This is a genomic window from Streptomyces sp. NPDC090021, assembly GCF_044748225.1.
Lineage (GTDB): Bacteria > Actinomycetota > Actinomycetes > Streptomycetales > Streptomycetaceae > Streptomyces.
This window is the reverse complement of sequence record NZ_JBIVFO010000004.1, coordinates 119,793-136,510: the sequence shown is the minus strand read 5'-3', so window position 1 is coordinate 136,510 and position 16,718 is coordinate 119,793. Positions and strand designations below refer to the sequence as shown.

Sequence of the window (16,718 nt, the reverse complement as noted above, 5' to 3'; positions counted from 1 at the left end):
GCGCGTACTTGCCAATATCCCCACCTGCCTGGACATTGCACACATGACGAACGTCGTGCTGGTGGGAACCCTGGACACCAAGGGTGTGGAGTACGGCTGGCTGCGCGAGAGGCTGCTGCGCGCCGGCGCCGAAGTGGTACTGGTCGACACAGGAATCATGGGTGAACCCCGGGTGGCCGCGGACGTGCCGCGCGCCGCGGTGGCCCGGGCCGCCGGAACCGAACTGTCCCTCCTTCGATCGGCCGCCGACCGGGGCGCGGCCGTGACCACGATGGCCCGGGGCGCCGAGGCGATCCTGCTGCGCCTGCACGCCGAGGGCCGGCTGCACGGGGTGCTCGCGATCGGCGGCAGCGGCGGCACCTCGATCGCCACCCGGGCGATGCGCGCCCTGCCGCTCGGCGTGCCGAAGCTGATGGTCTCGTCCATGGCGTCCGGGGACACGGCCCCGTACGTGGGCTCCTCGGACATCACGATGATGTACAGCGTGGTGGACATCGCGGGGATCAACAGCGTCTCCGCGCCGATCCTGTCCAACGCGGTGGCGGCGATCGCCGGGATGGCCGGGGCCTTCGCCCGCGCCCCGGGCGGGCGCGCGCCCCGGCTCGGGGCGGGCCCCCGGCCGCTGGTCGCGGCGAGCATGGCGGGCGTGACCACGCCCAGTGTGGACGCGGCACGCGAACGGCTGACCGAGCTGGGGTACGAGGTGCTGGTCTTCCACGTCAGCGGCACCGGCGGCCGCACGCTGGAGGCCCTGGCCGGGCAGGGGGTGTTCGCCGGGGTCCTCGACCTGACCCTCAGCGAGCTCGCCGACGACCTGTGCGGGGGGATCCTGACCGCGGGTCCCGACCGGCTGACCGCGGCCGGGCGGGCCGGTGTCCCGCAGGTGGTGAGCCTGGGCGCGCTGGACATGGTGAAGTTCGGGCCGCTGGAGACCCTGCCCCGGCGGGTGCTGGAGCGGGGCGTCCACGTCCACAACCCGTCGATCACGGTGATCCGCACGAGCGAGGCCGAGTGCACGGAGCTCGGCCGCCGGGTCGCCGCCAAACTCCGTGCGGCGACCGGACCCACGGCCGTCTGCGTCCCGCTCCGTGGACTGTCCACGCTCGGCGCGCCCGGCGGGCCGTACCATGACCCCCGCGCGGACGGGGCACTGTTCTCGGCGCTGCGCGAGGGATTGCGGGGCAGCGCCGCGCGGCTCCACGACTACGACACGCACATCAACGACCCGGCTTTCGGGCGGGCGGCCGCGGACCGGCTCCATACGATGATCCGCGCGCGACGCGCCGTCGCCTGACATGCGACCGGACCGCCGGGAACCGGCCACGGCGCGAAATGTGTCCCTGAGAGTGGCCGGCCGACAAGAAGACCGCGCCGCACGGCCAGGGGCACGGTGACGTCATGGACGGGGGAAGACGATGAAGAACGCGTGGGCGGTGCCCGGCTACGCGGAGGTGCGCGAGCTGGGCTCGGGGGCCAGTGGACGCGTGGTGCTCGCCGTCCACGAGGCGACGGGCACGGCGGTCGCCGTGAAGTACCTGAGCGACCGGCTGCGCGAGGACCCGGCCTTCGTCGGGGAGTTCCGGGCCGAGGCCCGGCTCCTCGGCGGGCTGGAGTCCCCCTATGTCGTGCGGCTGTACGAGTACGTCGAGGCCCCGGGTGGCGCCGCCATCGTGATGGAGCTGATCGACGGGATCTCCTTGCAGGCCCTGCTCAAGCAGGCCGGACAGACCGACCCCGAAGCCGCGCTCGTGGTGCTGAAGGGCTCGCTGCTGGGTCTGGCGCACGCGCACCGGGCGGGCGTCGTCCACCGTGACTACAAGCCGGCGAACGTGCTGGTGGCGGCGGACGGCTCCTCGCGTCTGGTGGACTTCGGGATCGCCGCCCGCCGCGGCACCACGCCCGGCGTCGCCGGCACGCCCGCCTACATGGCGCCGGAGCAGTGGCAGGGGCGGCCGGCGTCACCCGCCGCCGACGTGTACGCGGCGACGGCGACCTTCTTCGAGTGCCTCACCGGGCGCAAGCCGTACGCCGGGGAGAACTTCGCGGAGCTCGCGGTCCAGCACATCGAGGCTCCCGTACCGGAGACCGAGGCCCCCGAGCCCGTCCGTCCGCTGATCCGGCGCGGCCTCGCCAAGGCGCCCGAGCAGCGGCCGGAGAACGCCGAGGCGTTCGTGGCCGAACTGGAGGGCGTGGCACTGGCCGCGTACGGGCCCGAGTGGGAGGAGCGCGGACAGCGCAAGCTGGCGGCGCTGGCCGCTCTCCTGCCGCTGCTTTTCCCCTCGGCGGGCGCGTCGGCCGGCTCCACGGCCGTGGCGACGACCACCCTGGCGTCGCCGCCCCGCAGTTGGCTGCCCGACCGGCGCGGGGCGGTGGCCGCCGGTGTGGCGCTGGTGCTCGGCGCGATGATCGTGTTCTCGGCGCAGGCGGCGGGTGAACAGCGGGGCGGCGCATCGGCGCTGAGCGCGTTCGCAACGACCAGCGCGGCGCCGGACGGTGGTTTCCCCTCCCCGGTGGTCACCGCGTCGGCTTCGCCGTCGGCGTCCGCTTCCGCGTCGGCATCGACCTCCGCTTCGCCGTCCGCGTCGCCGTCGCCGTCGCTGTCGCCGTCGCCGTCCGCGACCCCCGGGGCCTCGGCGACCCCGACCGCGAGGCCCACCGCGACACCCACCGCGCCGACGACCACGCCGACGACCTCGCCGACCACCAGCCGGCCCCCGTCGCCGCGACCGACGGTGGTGGTCGGGGCGATCAAGGTGGACCTCCGGCAGGTGGACTTCACGACGGGTGAGGCCGCCATCTCCGTCGACGCGAAGGGCACGGCCCCGGTGAGCGTCACCGTCGAGTGGTTCACCAGCAACCGGTCCGGTGTTCTGGGCACCGCCGACGGCCGGGCGGAGACGCTGGTGTACCAGCCGGGCAGCGGCACCGTCGTCAGGCGGCACACCTTCTCCGGGCAGGGCTGCTACTGGGGCGTGCGGGTCACCACGAAGCCCGCCGCGGGCAACGGTTCCCCGACCGACCAGGTCTGGCTGACGAGGTGCATGATCCGATGAGCGACGAAGAGTACAGCGCGACCGTTCTCGGCAGCCACTGGTTCAGTGGCCCGCCGCAGCCGCAGGAGGCCGTGCCCGACCGTGTCGAGGGGTCGGTCATGCGGTTCGGGCCCGGCGTGACGGCCGCCATGCCCGCGCCGTTCCCGGTGGTCGTCCCCGTCGTGGTGCCGCCGCGGCGGCGGGGTGCCGGGCTGCGCCGGTACACCTTGGCCGCGGTCGTGCTGGCGGCGGTCCTCGCGTACCTCGGCTGGCAGCGGTTCGGGCCCGGGATCGAGGTCCGCGAGGTCTCCGTGACCACCGATCCGGCCGGCCCGGCCTGCGACGCGACCGCCGACGTGGTGGCCGTCGTGGGCACCAACGGCCGGCCGGGGACGCTCACCTACCGCTGGGTCCGCAGCGACGGCACCCGGTCGCAGGAGCTGACCGAGCGGGTGCCGCGCGGTCAGCGCGAGGCCCGGCTGCACCTGCTGTGGACGTTCCGGGGCACGGGCAGCTACCGGGCGAAGGCCGAGCTCCAGCTGCTGTCTCCCGGACAGCGCACGGCCGCGGTGGACTTCACGTACCGCTGTCCGCGGTAGCGGGCCACGCCCGCACGGGGTTCAGAACCGCGCGTGCGCGGTGATGTCCGCCTCGAACTCACCCGTCATCGCCGGGGTCACCGTCGGCCGGCACTGCCGGACGGCCTCCAGGTAGTCCCGCGTGGTCGCGCCGAGCTGCGCGGCCGCCGCGCCGCGAGCGCCCACCGCCTCCAGGTCCCGTTCGAAGGACACCTGCGCCGCGATCCGCGCCGCGTGCTCGATGTCGGCGGGTGTGAAGAGTTCGGACGCCTCGACGAGGGCGCTGACGTCGACGTCGGCGCGCCCCGCGGTGTAGCGGCCCCAGATCGCGGCGCGGGCGCCGGCGTCCGGAGTCCCGATCGGGATGAGGTAGTCGAAGCGCCCGGGCCGCAGGAAGGCCGGGTCGAGGGAGCGGATGGAGTTGGTGGCGCACACCAGGAGGCGTTCGTCGCCCTCCCGGAAGCCCGGTATCAGCTTCAGCAGTTCGTTCGTGACCCCGTGGATGCCGCCGGGCTGCGCGGGCTCGGTGCGCACGGGGGCGATCTCCTCCACCTCGTCGATGAAGACGAGTACGCGCTCCAGTTCCGCGATCCGGGCGAAGGCGTGGCGCAGTGCCGCGGCCAGGTTGCCCTCGTCGGCGAGACGTGAGGGCAGCAGTTCCACGAAGGGCCAGCCGAGCCGGGAGGCGATGGCCCGGGCGAAGGTGGTCTTCCCGGTGCCGGGCGGGCCGAAGAGGGTGATGGCGCGCGGCGGCCGCACTCCGTGCGCGGCGGCCCGCTCGGGCTCGGCGAGCGGCAGCACCACGCGCCGCTCGATGAGGTCCTTCTCCTTCTCCATGCCGGCGACCTTGGACCACAGGTCGTTCGGCAGGAACCGGCCGCCGAGGTCGTCGAGGAGGCCGGCGGCCGGTCCGTGCAGCGGCTCGGTCTTCTCGAAGTAGGCGACGGCGGGCTGCCGGGTGTAGCCGGCGTTGAGGAGCCCTTCGCCGAGCAGGTCCTCCTCGGGCAGGACGTAGGCGATGCGGCCTACGCGGGCGGCGACGAGCCGTCGTTCCAGCTCGACGAGGAGGGCGCTGGCCAGGCCCCGGCCGCGCCATCCGGCGGAGATCGCGATGCGCATGACCCAGGCGCGTTCCCCGGTGACGCAGGCCAGGGCGGCGCCGATCGGGACGCCCTGGTGGACGGCGACGACGCAGGGCTGCCGGCCGGTCAGTGCGCTGATGCACTCGGCGAGTGAGAAGACGGACTCCTGGCCGAGTTCGGCCGTGGTGTCGATCAGGTGGACCACCGCTGCGAGATCGCTCTCGCGGTAGTCGTGGATGAGCCAGTTCACCGGGTACCGCCCCTCGTTCGTGCTCGTTGCGGCGAGGCTAGGGGCGAGTGGGCCCGGCGATCTCGCTCCGCGGTGCACAACAGGCGGTCCGGGACCCCTCCGTGGCGTCCATAGACTGGTGGCTTCCGCCCGAACGCCAGAGCGAGGATCCCAGCAACTTCATGCTTTGCCACATATCCGCGGCCCGGCGCGGGCGCCTCCTCTGCCTCGTCCCCTTCCTCTGGACCCTGGCGCTCGGCCTGTGGGGGCTCTCCCGGCAGGACAGTGTGTGGCGCGACGAGGCGGCGACCTGGCAGGTGGCCGGGCGGCCGACGGCAGAGATCTGGCGGATGCTCGGGAACGTCGACGCCGTCCATGGCCTCTACTACCTGCTGATGCACGGCCTCTTCGAGGTGTTCGGGGCGAGTACGACGACCCTGCGGCTGCCGTCCGTGCTGGCGGTCGCGTGTGCCGCCGTGTGCGTGGCCGCGATCGGCGGGCGCCTGGCCGGCTTCTGGGCGGGGCTCGGGGGCGGGCTGGCGCTCGGGCTGCTCCCGGCCGTGCAGTTCTACCTCCAGGAGGGCCGGCCGTACGCGCTGGTCGCGGCCGGGGCGGGGCTGTCGACGCTGCTGCTGGTGTCGCTGCTGGAGGGCCGGCCCGGGCGGCGGACATGGCCGCGCTGGACGGCGTACGGATCGGCCATGCTGGTGTGCGCGCTGCTGAACTGGCTGTCGCTGCTGGTCCTGCCCGCGCACGCGGTGACCCTGTGGTGGGTACGGGCCGGACGCGGCGTGTGGCTGCGCTGGGCGGCGTACGGCTCCGGGGCGGTGGCGGGGGCTCTGCCGCTGGTCCTGTTCAGCCGCGGCCAGTCCGATCAGGTGTCCTGGATACCGCCGTTGACCTGGCACATGCTGATCGGCCCGGGGATCCTGCTGGCGATCGGCGCGCTGGGGGCGTGGGCGGACCGGCCGGACCGGTCGCGGCTGTCGGCGGCGGCGGTGGGGCTGCCGCTGCTGGCGGTGCCCCAGCTCGGGCTGATCGGGCTGTCGCTGGTCCAACCGCTCTTCCTGGACCGGTACGTGCTGTTCAGCATGGCGGGTCTGGCGCTGCTGGTCGGCGCGGCCCTGGGTGCTGTCGTACGGGCGTGCGCGCCCCGGTTCCCGAGGGCGTCGGCCCTGCTGGTGCCGGGGGTGGTGGGGGTCTCGGTGCTGGCGCTGCTGCCGGTGGAACTGGGCAAGCGGGCCCCGGCCAGCCGGGTCGACGACGTGCTCGCGGTGGCCGGCGAGGTGGCCCGGCTGAAGCGGGACGGGGACGGGGTGCTGTTCGTACCGGCGGCGCGGCGGGACACCGCGCTGGTCTCCCCCGGCGCCTTCACGGGGCTGACCGACCTGGCGCTGGCCGAGAGCCCGGTGGCTTCGGCCACCCTCAAGGGCGAGGAGGCGCAGCCTGCGCGGATCCGGGAGGCCCTGCTGGAGCAGCGGCGGGTGCTGCTGGTGACGGACTCGGCGAAGGTCGCGAAGGCCCCGTCGGCGGAGCGGGACAAGGCGAAGGCCGCTGTGCTGCGGGAGTGGTTCACGGTGGTGGCGGACCGGCAGGTGCGGGGGCGCCGGGTGACGGTGTACGAGCGCCGCGACTGACGGCGGCTGGGTGGGCCGGGCGGGGTGGGCCGGGCGCGGTGCCGGCGGGTGTCTCGTCCGGGGCTGTGCCGGTCGGAACCGCCTCGTCCGGTCATGACCCGTTCTTCACGCCGTCTTCACAGGATTCACAGGGGATTCATACGGAACACCGTCCTCCGGTCATAGGTTCGGAGGGCAGGGTGGAAAACATGATCCAGGACACGCTCCCCCGATCGGCCCGGCGCTCCCGTGCGCGGCGGGCGTCACGGATCCTGCTCGCGCTGACCGCGATGGCCGCGCTGATCGGCGTGGACCTGCCCGATGCGGCGTCCGGACCGCCGCTGGGCGTCACCGCGTGGGCCCGGCCCGGCGAAGAGGCCGACCGCGTGGGCGCCCTCTTCGCCGACGGTCTCGAAGGCGGGCACTTCTGCACCGCCGCGGTGGTGCGCAGCGCGGACCGCGACGTGATCGCCACCGCGGCGCACTGCCTGGAGAGCACCGGCACCACCGTCTTCGCGCCCGGATACCGGGACGGGGAGGCCCCGTACGGCCTGTGGAGGATCACCGGCGTGCACGTGGCTCCGGAGTGGACCGCCGGTCAGGACCCGGACGCCGACATCGCCTTCGCGACGGTGGCGCCGGTGGACGGCGGACAGACCCGCCGCATCGAGGACGTCGTGGGCGGCTTCCCGGTCGCGGCCGAGCAGCCCGCCGGGGCCAGGGTGACGGTCATCGGCTACCCGCGGACGCTGGAGGCGCCGCTGCGCTGCGCCAACACCACCGGCCTGTTCTCCCCGACCCAGCGCCGGATCGGCTGCCCGGACCTCAGCGGCGGCACCAGCGGCAGCCCCTGGCTGGTGGACGGGGCGCTGGCGGGGGTGCTGGGGGGCCACGAGGGCGGCGGGACCGTGCCGGAGATCTCGTACAGCGCGGTGATGGGCGATCAGGCGGTGGAGCTGTACCGGGAGGCCGCGGTCGACGGCTGACGGCCCGTGCGGGCCCCGCCCCCGGTGCCCGGACGGCCTCAGGTACGGGCGGCCGGTGCGCGCCCCGCTCCCGGTGCCCGCAGGGCCTCAGGTACGGGCGGCCGGGATGCGTTCCGCCTCCGGCACGGAGGGCTGCGCGGGCACCCTGCCGAGCGTCGCCGGACACGGCGTGCCCAGGCGGATGTCCCGTACCCCGCGCCGCAGGCCGTCCCTCAGGACGCGGCCCAGCGGACGCTCGACGAACCGGTGGACGAGCCAGGCGAGGGCCACCATGACGGCTGTCACCCCGAGGACGAGCGGGACGGGTGCGATGTCGCCGCGGAAGTGATGGATCGCGGTCAGCCCGGCCATCATGTGGATCAGGTAGAGCGGGTAGGTGACCGCTCCGGCGTGCGGGAGCCAGCGCCACTGGACGCGGTCGAGGGCACCGAGGGCTATGGCCGCCATGACGGCGAATCCGAGGACGATGATCAAGTGGGCGGGCCAGGCGGGCGTCTGCTGGGTGGCGCTCCGGCCCAGGCTGGAGATCATGCGGGCGTGCACGTGGTGCTGGGCGAGGAGGAACTGCACACCGACCACGGCCCACAGGACGGCGTTCGGCCGGAAGCGGCGCATCAGGTAGAAGGCGATGCCCGCGATGAAGAACGGCGACGCCGACGGCACCGCGAAGAACGACAGCAGGCCGCTGTCGACGGTCGGGGCCACGACGCCTGCGAGGGTCCAGGCCGCGCAGAAGAGCACGCAGTTGCGGTAGGTCAGGCCGCGCATGACGACGATCGTGAACAGTACGTAGAACTTGAGCTCCACGAAGAGCGTCCAGTACGCGTCGTCCACGTGGGGCACGCCGATCCCGGCCTGGAGCATCGAGAGGTTCACCACGACATCGCTGAACGACTCGACCTCGCGCACTTCGGGCCAGTTGAACAGCACGAGCGAGGTGAAGACCACAGCCGCCCAGTAGGCGGGGAAGAGCCGGGAGACCCGGGAGACCGCGAAGTCACCCGCGGTGCGGCCCCAGGCGCTCATGCAGATCACGAAGCCGCTGACCAGGAAGAAGATCTCGACGCCGAGCCAGCCGTAGACGGCCAGCGCGTGCGCGACCGGGAAGACGCCCGCGGCGGGCTCGCCCCAGGCGCTGTCGAGGGCCGCGTAGTGGTAGAAGAGGACGGAGAGCGCGGCGATCACCCGGATGCCGTCGAGGGCCACGAGGCGCGGCCCCGGCCCTCCGGCGCGCGGGACGCCGTTCCTCGGGTGCCCGCCCGTCCTCGGTATTCCGGCCTTTCCACCTGCGCTCATTCTTCAACCCCCGATGCTGGACGGTCCGTGTCTGACCCGTCGGATCTGCGGAACCCTACAGCGCCATCCGGGCCGGTCCGACCGAACCCCACCATGATCGACAGGACGCCCCTAGGGTGTTTCGGTGACGGCGGCGGGGATCTCGAACCAGGTGGGCTCCTCCCGCAGGGCCCGGTGGATCCGGTCCAGGGCGAAGGACTCCAGCGGCGGCAGCGCGTCCACGTCGAACCAGGCCACTTCGAGGGACTCGTGGTCGTTGACCCGGGCCTCACCGCCCGTGGCGCGGCAGCGGAAGGTGATGTCCTGGAACTGGCAGACGTCGCCGTTGGGGTAGGTGATCGGCTCCAGCATCTGGACCAGGACCACGCGCTCGGGCACGCAGTGCACGGACGTCTCCTCGTACACCTCGCGCACGGCGGTCTCGGCGGGCTGCTCGCCCGGCTCGGCGATGCCGCCGACCACGGACCACCGCCCGGTGTCGGAACGCCGGCCGAGCAGCACCCTGCCCCGGTCGTCGAGGACGATGGCCGTGACCCCGGGCAGCAGGAGCAGCTGGTGTCCGGCGGTCTCACGGATCCGCCGGATGAAATCAGGAGTGGTCATCCCCCGACCCTACGAGGCCGGGGCCGGCCCCGGCTCAGGCGGCTCGGCGGGCGCGGATCCGACGGGCGGCGAGTACGCCGAGGCCGCCGGCGGCGAGCATCAGCAGGGCGTATTCGGGCAGCGGACCGAGGACGGTGGCCGGGGTGCGGCCGGAGCGGAGCGGGATCTCGGCGACGAGCGCGTCCGCGGTGAACATCTTCGTCTCCGCGACGATCCGCCCGTCGGGCCGGATGACCGCGCTGACACCGCTGGTGACGGGGACGAGGACGGTGCGGCTGTGCTCGACCGCGCGGATCCGGTCCATGGCGAGCTGCTGGTAGGTCATCTGCGTGCGGCCGAAGGTGGCGTTGTTGCTCGGTACGGCGATCACCTGGGCGCCGTCCTGGACGGTCGAGCGTACGGCGTCGTCGAAGGCGGCCTCGAAGCAGGTGACCATGCCGACGCCGCTGCCCGCCATGTCGAAGACGCCGGGGTCCTCGCCGGGGCCGAAGTCTCGGCGCACCCGATCCACGTCGGAGCTGAAGAGCCGGACGAAGGAGCGCATCGGGATGCGCTCGCCGAAGGGCTGGATCTTGCGCTTGTCGTAGGTCGCGGTGGGTCCGGCGACGGGGTCCCAGAGGATCATCGTGTTGCGCAGCGGGCCCGTCTCCGGGGCGACGACCGCGCCGATCGCCACGGGTACGCCGATGGCCTTGACCGCCTCGTCGATGACGGCGTGGGCGTCGGGTTCGGCGTACGGGTCGAGGTCGGAGGAGTTCTCGGGCCAGACGACGAAGTCGGGCTTGGGGGTCCGGCCGGCCTTGACGTCCTCGGCGAGTTGGATGGTCCGCTTGACGTGGTTGTCGAGGACGGCCCGGCGCTGGGAGTTGAAGTCGAGGCCGAGGCGGGGCACGTTGCCCTGGATGACGGCGGCCACCACGGTGCCGTCCTCGGCGGCGTCGGAGACCAGCGGGCGGGCGGCGAGTGCGACGCCCACCGGGGCGGCGACGGTGAGCGCGGTCAGCGCGGCGGCGGTGCGGCCGGGGTGGCGGCGGGCGATGCGCAGCGCCTCGTACAGGCCGAATCCGCAGAGGGCCACACCGAAGGAGAGCAGGGGTGTGCCGCCGAGCGCGACGAGCGGGGTGAAGACGCCGTCGGCCTGTCCGAAGGCGAGCTTGCCCCAGGGGAAACCACCGAAGGGCGCCCGGGCCCGCAGGGCCTCGCCCGCGACCCACACGGCGGCGGCGAACAGCGGCCAGGCCGGGAGCCGGCTGACGAGGGCGATACCGAGGCCGGTGAGACCGATGAAGAGGGCTTCGAGGGCGGCCAGCGCCAGCCAGGGCACGGGGCCGACCTCCTCCCCGGTCCACACGAGGAGCGGCAGCAGGTAACCGAGCCCGGCCAGGGTGGCGAGCCCGAAGCCGGCCCGTGGACGGCGCTGGTACAGGCAGCCGGCGAGCAGGGCGAGAGCGAGCGGGGCGAGCCACCACAGCGGGCGGGGCGGGAAGCTGAGGTAGAGCAGCACGCCGGACAGTGCGGCGAGCACCGGCCTGACCAGCCGGGCACCCCTGCGCGCCGGGGTAGCGGGGGTGGCGGGGGGCGTCACGGAGGGCGTACTGGGCCCGGCCGGTCCGTCGGCGGGCCGCGAGGGCTCGTTCGAGGCGGCCTCGCGCGTCACACTGCTGCTCATCTGGCGGAGTGTACGTCCCCGGGCCGTCGGATCCGGTAAGCGCCTCGGTCCGTGCGGCGTGCGCGGCGGAACCTCAGCCGGCGAGGGTGCGCAGGTGGGCGCGGATGACGCGGACGGCGTTCTCGGCGTCGTCGACGGTCACCGTGAAGAGCTTGCCGTCGACCAGTGTCAGTTCGAAGCCCTCGCCGCGCCGGACGATCACCGCGGTGCCCTTCTCGGGACGCCAGCGGTAGCCCCACCCGCCCCAGTGCTGGGGGGTGATCCGGGGGAGGAACTCGGCCGAGGCCACGTCCGCGAGCTCGATCCTGCGGCGCGGGAACCCGATGTGGCCGCAGCGCACCACGAGGGCCTGGGCGTCGACGGTGACGGCGACGTGCACGAAGGCGACCGTGCCGTAGACCATGAGCAGCCCGGCGGCGACGCAGCCGGTCACCGCCATGAGGAGCGGGACGAAGCCGGAGGTCCACGCGTTGTCGACGGCGAGCTCGACGCCGAGCGCCATGCAGGCCGCACCGGCCGCGGCGAGCAGCCACTGCAGGGGGTTGGTGGCCCTGCCCGCCCAGAGCGGACCAGGAGAGTGACCCGTCATACGTAGCAGCGTACCCACGTTCCGGAAGGACACCACCGCCGCACGCCCGGCCACCCGGCGGGGACCCCCTTCCTAGGGCACCTGGGGCACCTGCGGCACCTGACGGACCACGCGGTAGCGGAGGTGGACTGCCTTCGAGCCGAAGGTGCGGGTCTCGACGAGTTCGAGATCGACCCGGCGGCCGTGCTGGGGGAAGAAGGGGATGCCACCGCCGACCAGCACCGGGTGGATCATGACCCGGTACTCGTCAATCAGGTCCAGCGCGGCGGCCTCGGCTGCGAGCGTCGCGCCGCCGAGGCCGATGTCGCCGTCCCCCGGCTCGGCCCGCAACCGCTCGATCTCCTCGGCCAGGCCGCCGGAGGCCAGGCGGGCGTTGCCCTGCACCGTCGAGAGGCTGCTGGAGAACACCACCTTCGGAAGCGGGTTCCAGACCGCGACCCATTCGAGTGATGCGGGGTCGAGTGTCTCCTGGTCGGCGGTCTCCCAGTACAGCATCGTCTCGTACAGCCGCCGCCCCAGCAGGTGGACGCCGAGCTCACGGGTCTCGTCGATCCAGAAACGGAAGATCTCGTCGTCGGGTTCCGTCCACTCGAAGTCACCGTCCGGCCCGACGATGTAGCCGTCGAGTGAGACGCCCATCGCGTAGGTCACACTGCGCATCAGAAGTCCTCCTCGGTGAGGATCCGACAGTACGGCCGCCGGAGGCCGCGGAACTCGTCGCGACGCGCGCGAGCCGCCGCGCCGGGCGCGTCAGCCCGGGAGGAGGGCCACGAGCGCGTCGCGCAGGGCGGGGCGGGGCGGCAGCCGGTCGTGAACCGGTGCAGGGCCCGCGAGCCGAGGGCGACGCGCTGGGCGCTGCGGCGGCGCTCCGCGTCGTACGCGCGCAGGGCGCCGGGCAGCCCGCCCGGCCCGCCGGTGGCGACGGCGCGGGTCAGGGCCTCGGCGTCGAGCAGGGCGGTGCAGGCGCCCTGGCCGAGGTTGGGCGTCATGGCGTGGGCGGCGTCGCCGACGAGGGCGACGCGGCCGTCGGCGACGAAGGAGGGAAGTGCGGGGTGGAGGTGGCGCATCTCGTAGCGGATCCAGGTCGCGGGGTCGGTTTCGGCCAGGATCCGCGGGACCGGGTCGTGCCAGCCGGCGAAGGCCTCCCGTACCTCTCGGGCGGTGGTGGCCGCGGGCACGGTGGCGTACCAGTTGGTGCGGCCGGGCTCGACGGGTCCACGCGGAGCGCCGGTCCTGGCTTCGGTCCCGGTCCCGGCCCCGTCCACGGTCTCACCGCCCATGGCTCGTCCCTCCCGTCCGCGCCGACAATGGCCACCACAGCCGCGGTACTACATTTGCGGTACCACGGCTGTGGTTATGCTGGCAACGTGAATCAGGACCGGAGGGACCGGCTGCGGGACGCGGCCGTCGTCGTACTGGCGGAGTCGGGCGGGCGCGGGCTGACCCACCGGGCCGTCGACGCTGCCGCCGACGTGCCGACCGGCACGGCCAAGAACTACTTCCCCACGCGCGACGCCCTGCTCCGGGCGGTGGCCGAACGCTGCGTGGAGCAGTACCGGGCACTGGCCGCGTCCCTGGCGGGGGCCGGCCCGGGTCCGGCCGACGCCGAGCAGCTCGCGGCGCTGCTCGCCGGACTGCTGCGGGACATGGCGGGGCCGGGGCGCCCCCGCGTCCTGGCCTATCTGGAGCTGCAGATCGAGGGGACGCGGCGGCCGTGGCTGGCCGCGCTCCTGGATCCGATCGCCGCGGCGGACTTCGACGCACACGCGCACCTGTTGCGGACGGCCGGGCTGCCGGCCGGGCCGGAGCGGGCCCGGGCCCTGACCCTCACCCTGCACGGCGCCATCCCCCACCTGCTGAGCGGCGCCCCGGCGACCCTCGCCGCCGCCGGCCTGGACGACCTGGACCGGTTCGCCCGCGGGCTGCTGGCCGCCGTACCCCCCGAGGAGGCACGATGACCGGGCCCACCCGGCTCGACCGGGCCGTGGGAGCCGTGCTCGGCTCGGCCGCGGGAGACGCCCTCGGCGCCCCGTACGAGTTCGGCCCGGCAGGGCAGTTGAGCGCGCGGGGCGAGGAGATGCGCGGGGGCGGTGGCTGGGATCCGGGCGAGGCTACGGACGACACGCAGATGGCCGTCCTGGTCGCCGAGTCGCTGCTGGAGCGCGACGGCCTCGAACTCGCCGACGTCTTCGCCCGGTTCCGGCGGTGGGCCGCCGGGCAGCCCAAGGACATCGGCCTGCAGACCGAGGTCGTGCTCACCAGCGGCGAGCCCTGGGACCTCGCGGCGGCGCTGCACTTCCAGGTCAACGCCCGGGCGGCAGGCAATGGTTCCCTGATGCGGGCCGCCACCCCGGCCGTGTACTTCGCCGCCGCCGGACGCGAGGCGACCATGGACGCCGCGCGGCGGATCGCCGCGCTCACCCACGGCGACCGGGCCGCCTGGGAGGGGACCGCGATCCTGCACGATCTCGTCCGGGTCGCCCTGGACGGCGCCGATCCGCTCGCCGCCCTCCCGGCCACCCTCGGTGCGGTGCACCCGGACCACCGCGAACGCTACGGCAGGGTCCTCGCCCCCGACTGGCACCCGGACCTGGCCACCGAGTTCAACGGGGCCGTGTGGCCCTGCCTGGGCTCGGCGGTCTGGGCGCTGCGCACCACCACCGGGTTCGCCGAAGCCGTACGGGCCGCCGTGGACCTGGGCGGGGACACGGACACGGTGGCCGCGGTGACGGGCGCCCTGGCGGGCGCACGGTACGGGCAGGGTGCGGTGCCCGCGCCCTGGACGGCCGCACTCCACGTGCCGCTGCCCGGGTTCGGCGAGCGGGTCCTGGACGCCGACGACCTGCGCGCACTGGCTCAGCGGCTGGCGGCGGCCGGCTCCGGCTGAAGTTCCAGGCGGCGGCCGCGGAATCCGGCGCGCAGCCGCCGGTCGTGCGTGACCACCACGAGGGTCCCGCCGAAGTGGACCAGGGCCGCCTCCAGTTCCTCCACCACGGCCGGGGCCAGGTGGTTCGTCGGTTCGTCCAGCAGGAGCAGGTCGAGGGGCCGCGCCACCAGACGGGCCAGTTCCAGCTTCCGGCGCTGGCCGGCCGAGAGGGTGCGCACCGGCCGGGTCAGGTCGGCCGGGGCCAGCAGGCCGAGCCCGGCGACGAACCGGTCGGCGTGCTCCTGCCCGAACAGCTCGACGGCGGAGCGGGGTTCGCCCGCCCAGGGGTCATCCTGCCGTAGGAGTCCCACGCGCGCGGGGGTCCGTACGAGGCCCTGTTCGGGCTGGAGTTCACCCGCCAGAAGGTGCAACAGGGTTGATTTTTCAGCCCCGTTGGGGCCGGTGACCAGGAGTCTCTCCCCCGGCGCGAGGTGCAGCGCGACCGGGTCGAGCCGTCCCGGCAGTCCCGCGGCGGCCAGTTCCACGGACCCGGCGGCGCCTTCGGTGAACCGGCCGGTGAAGGCGAGCGGCCGCGGGGGCGACGGTACCGGGTTCCCGGTCAGCCGGTGCAGGCGCTCGCGGGCCGTGCGGATACGGCTCGCGGCGCCGTGGGTGCGCGAGCGGGCGCGGAAGGCCCCCGCCCCGCTGAAGCCGCGCGGCAGCTTGCGCGGGATCGCGGCGAACCGCCCGATGTTGGTGTCGGCGAGCCGTTCGGCGCTGCGAACCTCCTCGCGCCACTCCTCGTACTCCCGCTCGCGGCGGGCCCGTTCGGCGGCGCGGCTCGCCGGGCGGCCCGCAGCGCGAGACCGCAGGGCCCCGCTTCGGGGACGGTGCCCGAGGTGGTGCCGACCGGCGGATCGCCGTCCCGCGGACTGTTGGCCGGCGGACTGTCAGCCGACGGGTGCGCCCTGGCCCGCCAGCAGCCTGCCCTCGGCGTAGGCGAAGGCGGCAGCGGGCAGGGCCGCCACGCGGCCGCTGTGCAGGACGGTCAGGCCGCCGGTACGGGGCATGCCCGGCTCGGCGGTGACGCCGATACGGCGCAGCGCCTGGACGGCGACGGGCTCGGCGGAGCCGTGGAAGACCAGCTCCGCTCCCCCGGTCCGCGCGGCGAGGGCGGCCCGGATGGGCCCCTCGGTCAGCTCGTAGTGGGTGCACCCGAGCACGACGTCGGTGACGTCGGCCGGGGTCAGCGCCGCGGCCGCGGCGACGGCCGCGGTCACGGCGGCGTCGTCGGCGGCCTCCACGGCATCGGCGAGCCCCGGGCAGGGCACCTCGGTGACCCGGGCGCCGGTGGCGAAGTCGCGGATGAGCCCGCGCTGGTAGGGGCTGCCGGTGGTGGCGGGGGTGGCCCAGATGGCCACCCGGCCGCCGGCCGCCGCGGCCGGCTTGATCGCGGGCACGGTCCCGATGACCGGGACGGCCGGCTCCAGCTCGGCCCGCAGGGCGTCCAGGGCGTGCACGCTGGCGGTGTTGCAGGCCACGATCAGCGCGTCGGGACGGAGCTCGGCGGCGGCCCGGGCCACGGCCAGGGCCCGCCCGGCGAGGTCGTCGGGGGTCCGCGGGCCCCAGGGCATCCCGTCGGGGTCGGAGGAGAGGACCAGATCCGCGTCCGGCCGCAGCCGCCGCACCGCCGCGGCCGCCGCGAGGAGGCCGATTCCGGAGTCCATGAGCGCGATCTTCACCCGCACACCTTAGTCGACACCGCCCCCGCCGGGCCCCGCCGTCGCCCACTCCCCACCCCATGCCCCGGAGCACCCGCCCGCCGCCGCCCCACGCCCGAGGGTCGCACCCCGCCGGAGCACCCCCCAGCCCCGGGGGACCGGCCGCGGCCGATCTCCGCCTCCACCGCACCGTCCTGCGACCCGGCGCACCGAAGGCCGCGCACCGCGCAGGTTCAGGATCCGGGCCCGCCCACGCCCACCTCCGGCCCGCCGCACCGCGTACCGCACGGGGCCCAGGATCCGGACCTGCCCAGACCCACCTCCGGCCCGACGCACCACGCACCACGCACCAGACACCCGGCACCACGCAGGTTCAGGATCCGGGCCCGCCCACGCCCACCTCCGGCCCGCCGTACCACGTACCGCACAGGGCCCAGGATCCGGACCTGCC

Annotated in this window: 15 protein-coding genes and 1 pseudogene; 7 read left to right on the top strand and 9 right to left on the bottom strand. The window is 74.5% G+C overall.

Annotation, left to right across the window (positions count from 1 at the left end; all coding sequences use genetic code 11):
- The first annotated feature begins 43 nt into the window (after positions 1-43).
- The 3 genes from ACIPXC_RS04220 (at position 44) to ACIPXC_RS04210 (ending at position 3,631) form a co-directional block, all read left to right on the top strand.
- Entirely contained in the window at positions 44-1,294 is a 1,251-nt protein-coding gene (locus ACIPXC_RS04220; protein ID WP_401613339.1) for a Tm-1-like ATP-binding domain-containing protein, read from the top strand.
- A gap of 121 nt (positions 1,295-1,415) precedes the next feature.
- The gene (locus ACIPXC_RS04215; RefSeq protein WP_401613337.1) at positions 1,416-3,053 is read left to right on the top strand and encodes a serine/threonine-protein kinase; all 1,638 of its coding nucleotides are present in this window, start codon (positions 1,416-1,418) and stop codon (positions 3,051-3,053) included.
- The gene (locus ACIPXC_RS04210) at positions 3,050-3,631 is read left to right on the top strand and encodes a hypothetical protein (RefSeq protein WP_401613335.1); all 582 of its coding nucleotides are present in this window, start codon (positions 3,050-3,052) and stop codon (positions 3,629-3,631) included. The genes ACIPXC_RS04215 and ACIPXC_RS04210 overlap by 4 nt, the downstream gene beginning before the upstream one ends.
- A gap of 21 nt (positions 3,632-3,652) precedes the next feature.
- Here the strand turns inward: ACIPXC_RS04210 and ACIPXC_RS04205 are convergent, their stop codons facing one another.
- Positions 3,653-4,942 (bottom strand): ATP-binding protein, encoded by a 1,290-nt coding sequence (locus ACIPXC_RS04205; RefSeq protein WP_401613334.1) that lies wholly within the window; start codon positions 4,940-4,942, stop codon positions 3,653-3,655.
- A gap of 161 nt (positions 4,943-5,103) precedes the next feature.
- On the opposite strand from ACIPXC_RS04205, the gene ACIPXC_RS04200 reads away from it, so the two are divergent.
- Together ACIPXC_RS04200 and ACIPXC_RS04195 are read left to right on the top strand one after the other, a co-directional pair.
- Entirely contained in the window at positions 5,104-6,558 is a 1,455-nt protein-coding gene (locus ACIPXC_RS04200; protein ID WP_401613529.1) for a hypothetical protein, read from the top strand.
- A 188-nt stretch (positions 6,559-6,746) separates the two neighbouring features.
- Positions 6,747-7,523: a trypsin-like serine peptidase gene (locus ACIPXC_RS04195; RefSeq protein ID WP_401613332.1), complete on the top strand. Its 777-nt coding sequence runs from the start codon at positions 6,747-6,749 to the stop codon at positions 7,521-7,523.
- 87 nt (positions 7,524-7,610) lie between these two features.
- On the opposite strand, the gene ACIPXC_RS04190 is transcribed toward ACIPXC_RS04195, so the two are convergent.
- The 6 genes and pseudogenes from ACIPXC_RS04190 to ACIPXC_RS04165 form a co-directional block, all read right to left on the bottom strand.
- Positions 7,611-8,819 (bottom strand): acyltransferase family protein, encoded by a 1,209-nt coding sequence (locus ACIPXC_RS04190; RefSeq protein WP_401613331.1) that lies wholly within the window; start codon positions 8,817-8,819, stop codon positions 7,611-7,613.
- 111 nt (positions 8,820-8,930) lie between these two features.
- Positions 8,931-9,422 carry an NUDIX hydrolase gene (locus ACIPXC_RS04185; RefSeq protein WP_401613329.1) on the bottom strand — a complete coding sequence of 164 codons (492 nt, stop codon included), beginning with the start codon at positions 9,420-9,422 and terminating at the stop codon, positions 8,931-8,933.
- Between the two features lie 34 nt (positions 9,423-9,456).
- Entirely contained in the window at positions 9,457-11,091 is a 1,635-nt protein-coding gene (gene lnt, locus ACIPXC_RS04180; protein ID WP_401613327.1) for an apolipoprotein N-acyltransferase, read from the bottom strand.
- 73 nt (positions 11,092-11,164) lie between these two features.
- The gene (locus tag ACIPXC_RS04175; protein ID WP_401613325.1) at positions 11,165-11,680 is read right to left on the bottom strand and encodes a hypothetical protein; all 516 of its coding nucleotides are present in this window, start codon (positions 11,678-11,680) and stop codon (positions 11,165-11,167) included.
- 72 nt (positions 11,681-11,752) lie between these two features.
- A complete protein-coding gene (locus tag ACIPXC_RS04170) occupies positions 11,753-12,340 on the bottom strand; it encodes a dihydrofolate reductase family protein (RefSeq protein WP_401613323.1) in 588 nt (195 codons plus the stop codon).
- 90 nt (positions 12,341-12,430) lie between these two features.
- A pseudogene (locus ACIPXC_RS04165) lies at positions 12,431-12,894 on the bottom strand (FAD-dependent oxidoreductase); the annotation flags it as partial.
- A gap of 153 nt (positions 12,895-13,047) precedes the next feature.
- Here ACIPXC_RS04165 and ACIPXC_RS04160 point away from each other — a divergent pair.
- Both ACIPXC_RS04160 and ACIPXC_RS04155 read left to right on the top strand, forming a co-directional pair.
- Positions 13,048-13,638 (top strand): TetR/AcrR family transcriptional regulator, encoded by a 591-nt coding sequence (locus ACIPXC_RS04160; RefSeq protein ID WP_401613321.1) that lies wholly within the window; start codon positions 13,048-13,050, stop codon positions 13,636-13,638.
- Positions 13,635-14,567, top strand: coding sequence for an ADP-ribosylglycohydrolase family protein (locus tag ACIPXC_RS04155; protein ID WP_401613319.1), 933 nt, complete (start codon positions 13,635-13,637; stop codon positions 14,565-14,567). The genes ACIPXC_RS04160 and ACIPXC_RS04155 overlap by 4 nt, the downstream gene beginning before the upstream one ends.
- Here the strand turns inward: ACIPXC_RS04155 and ACIPXC_RS04150 are convergent.
- Both ACIPXC_RS04150 and ACIPXC_RS04145 read right to left on the bottom strand, forming a co-directional pair.
- Complete coding sequence (locus ACIPXC_RS04150) at positions 14,537-15,091, bottom strand: ATP-binding cassette domain-containing protein (protein WP_401613317.1); 555 nt, start codon at positions 15,089-15,091, stop codon at positions 14,537-14,539. The two genes, ACIPXC_RS04155 and ACIPXC_RS04150, sit on opposite strands and share 31 nt — an antisense overlap.
- A gap of 405 nt (positions 15,092-15,496) precedes the next feature.
- Positions 15,497-16,288, bottom strand: coding sequence for a glutamate racemase (locus ACIPXC_RS04145; protein WP_401613316.1), 792 nt, complete (start codon positions 16,286-16,288; stop codon positions 15,497-15,499).
- Positions 16,289-16,718: the final 430 nt, after the last annotated feature.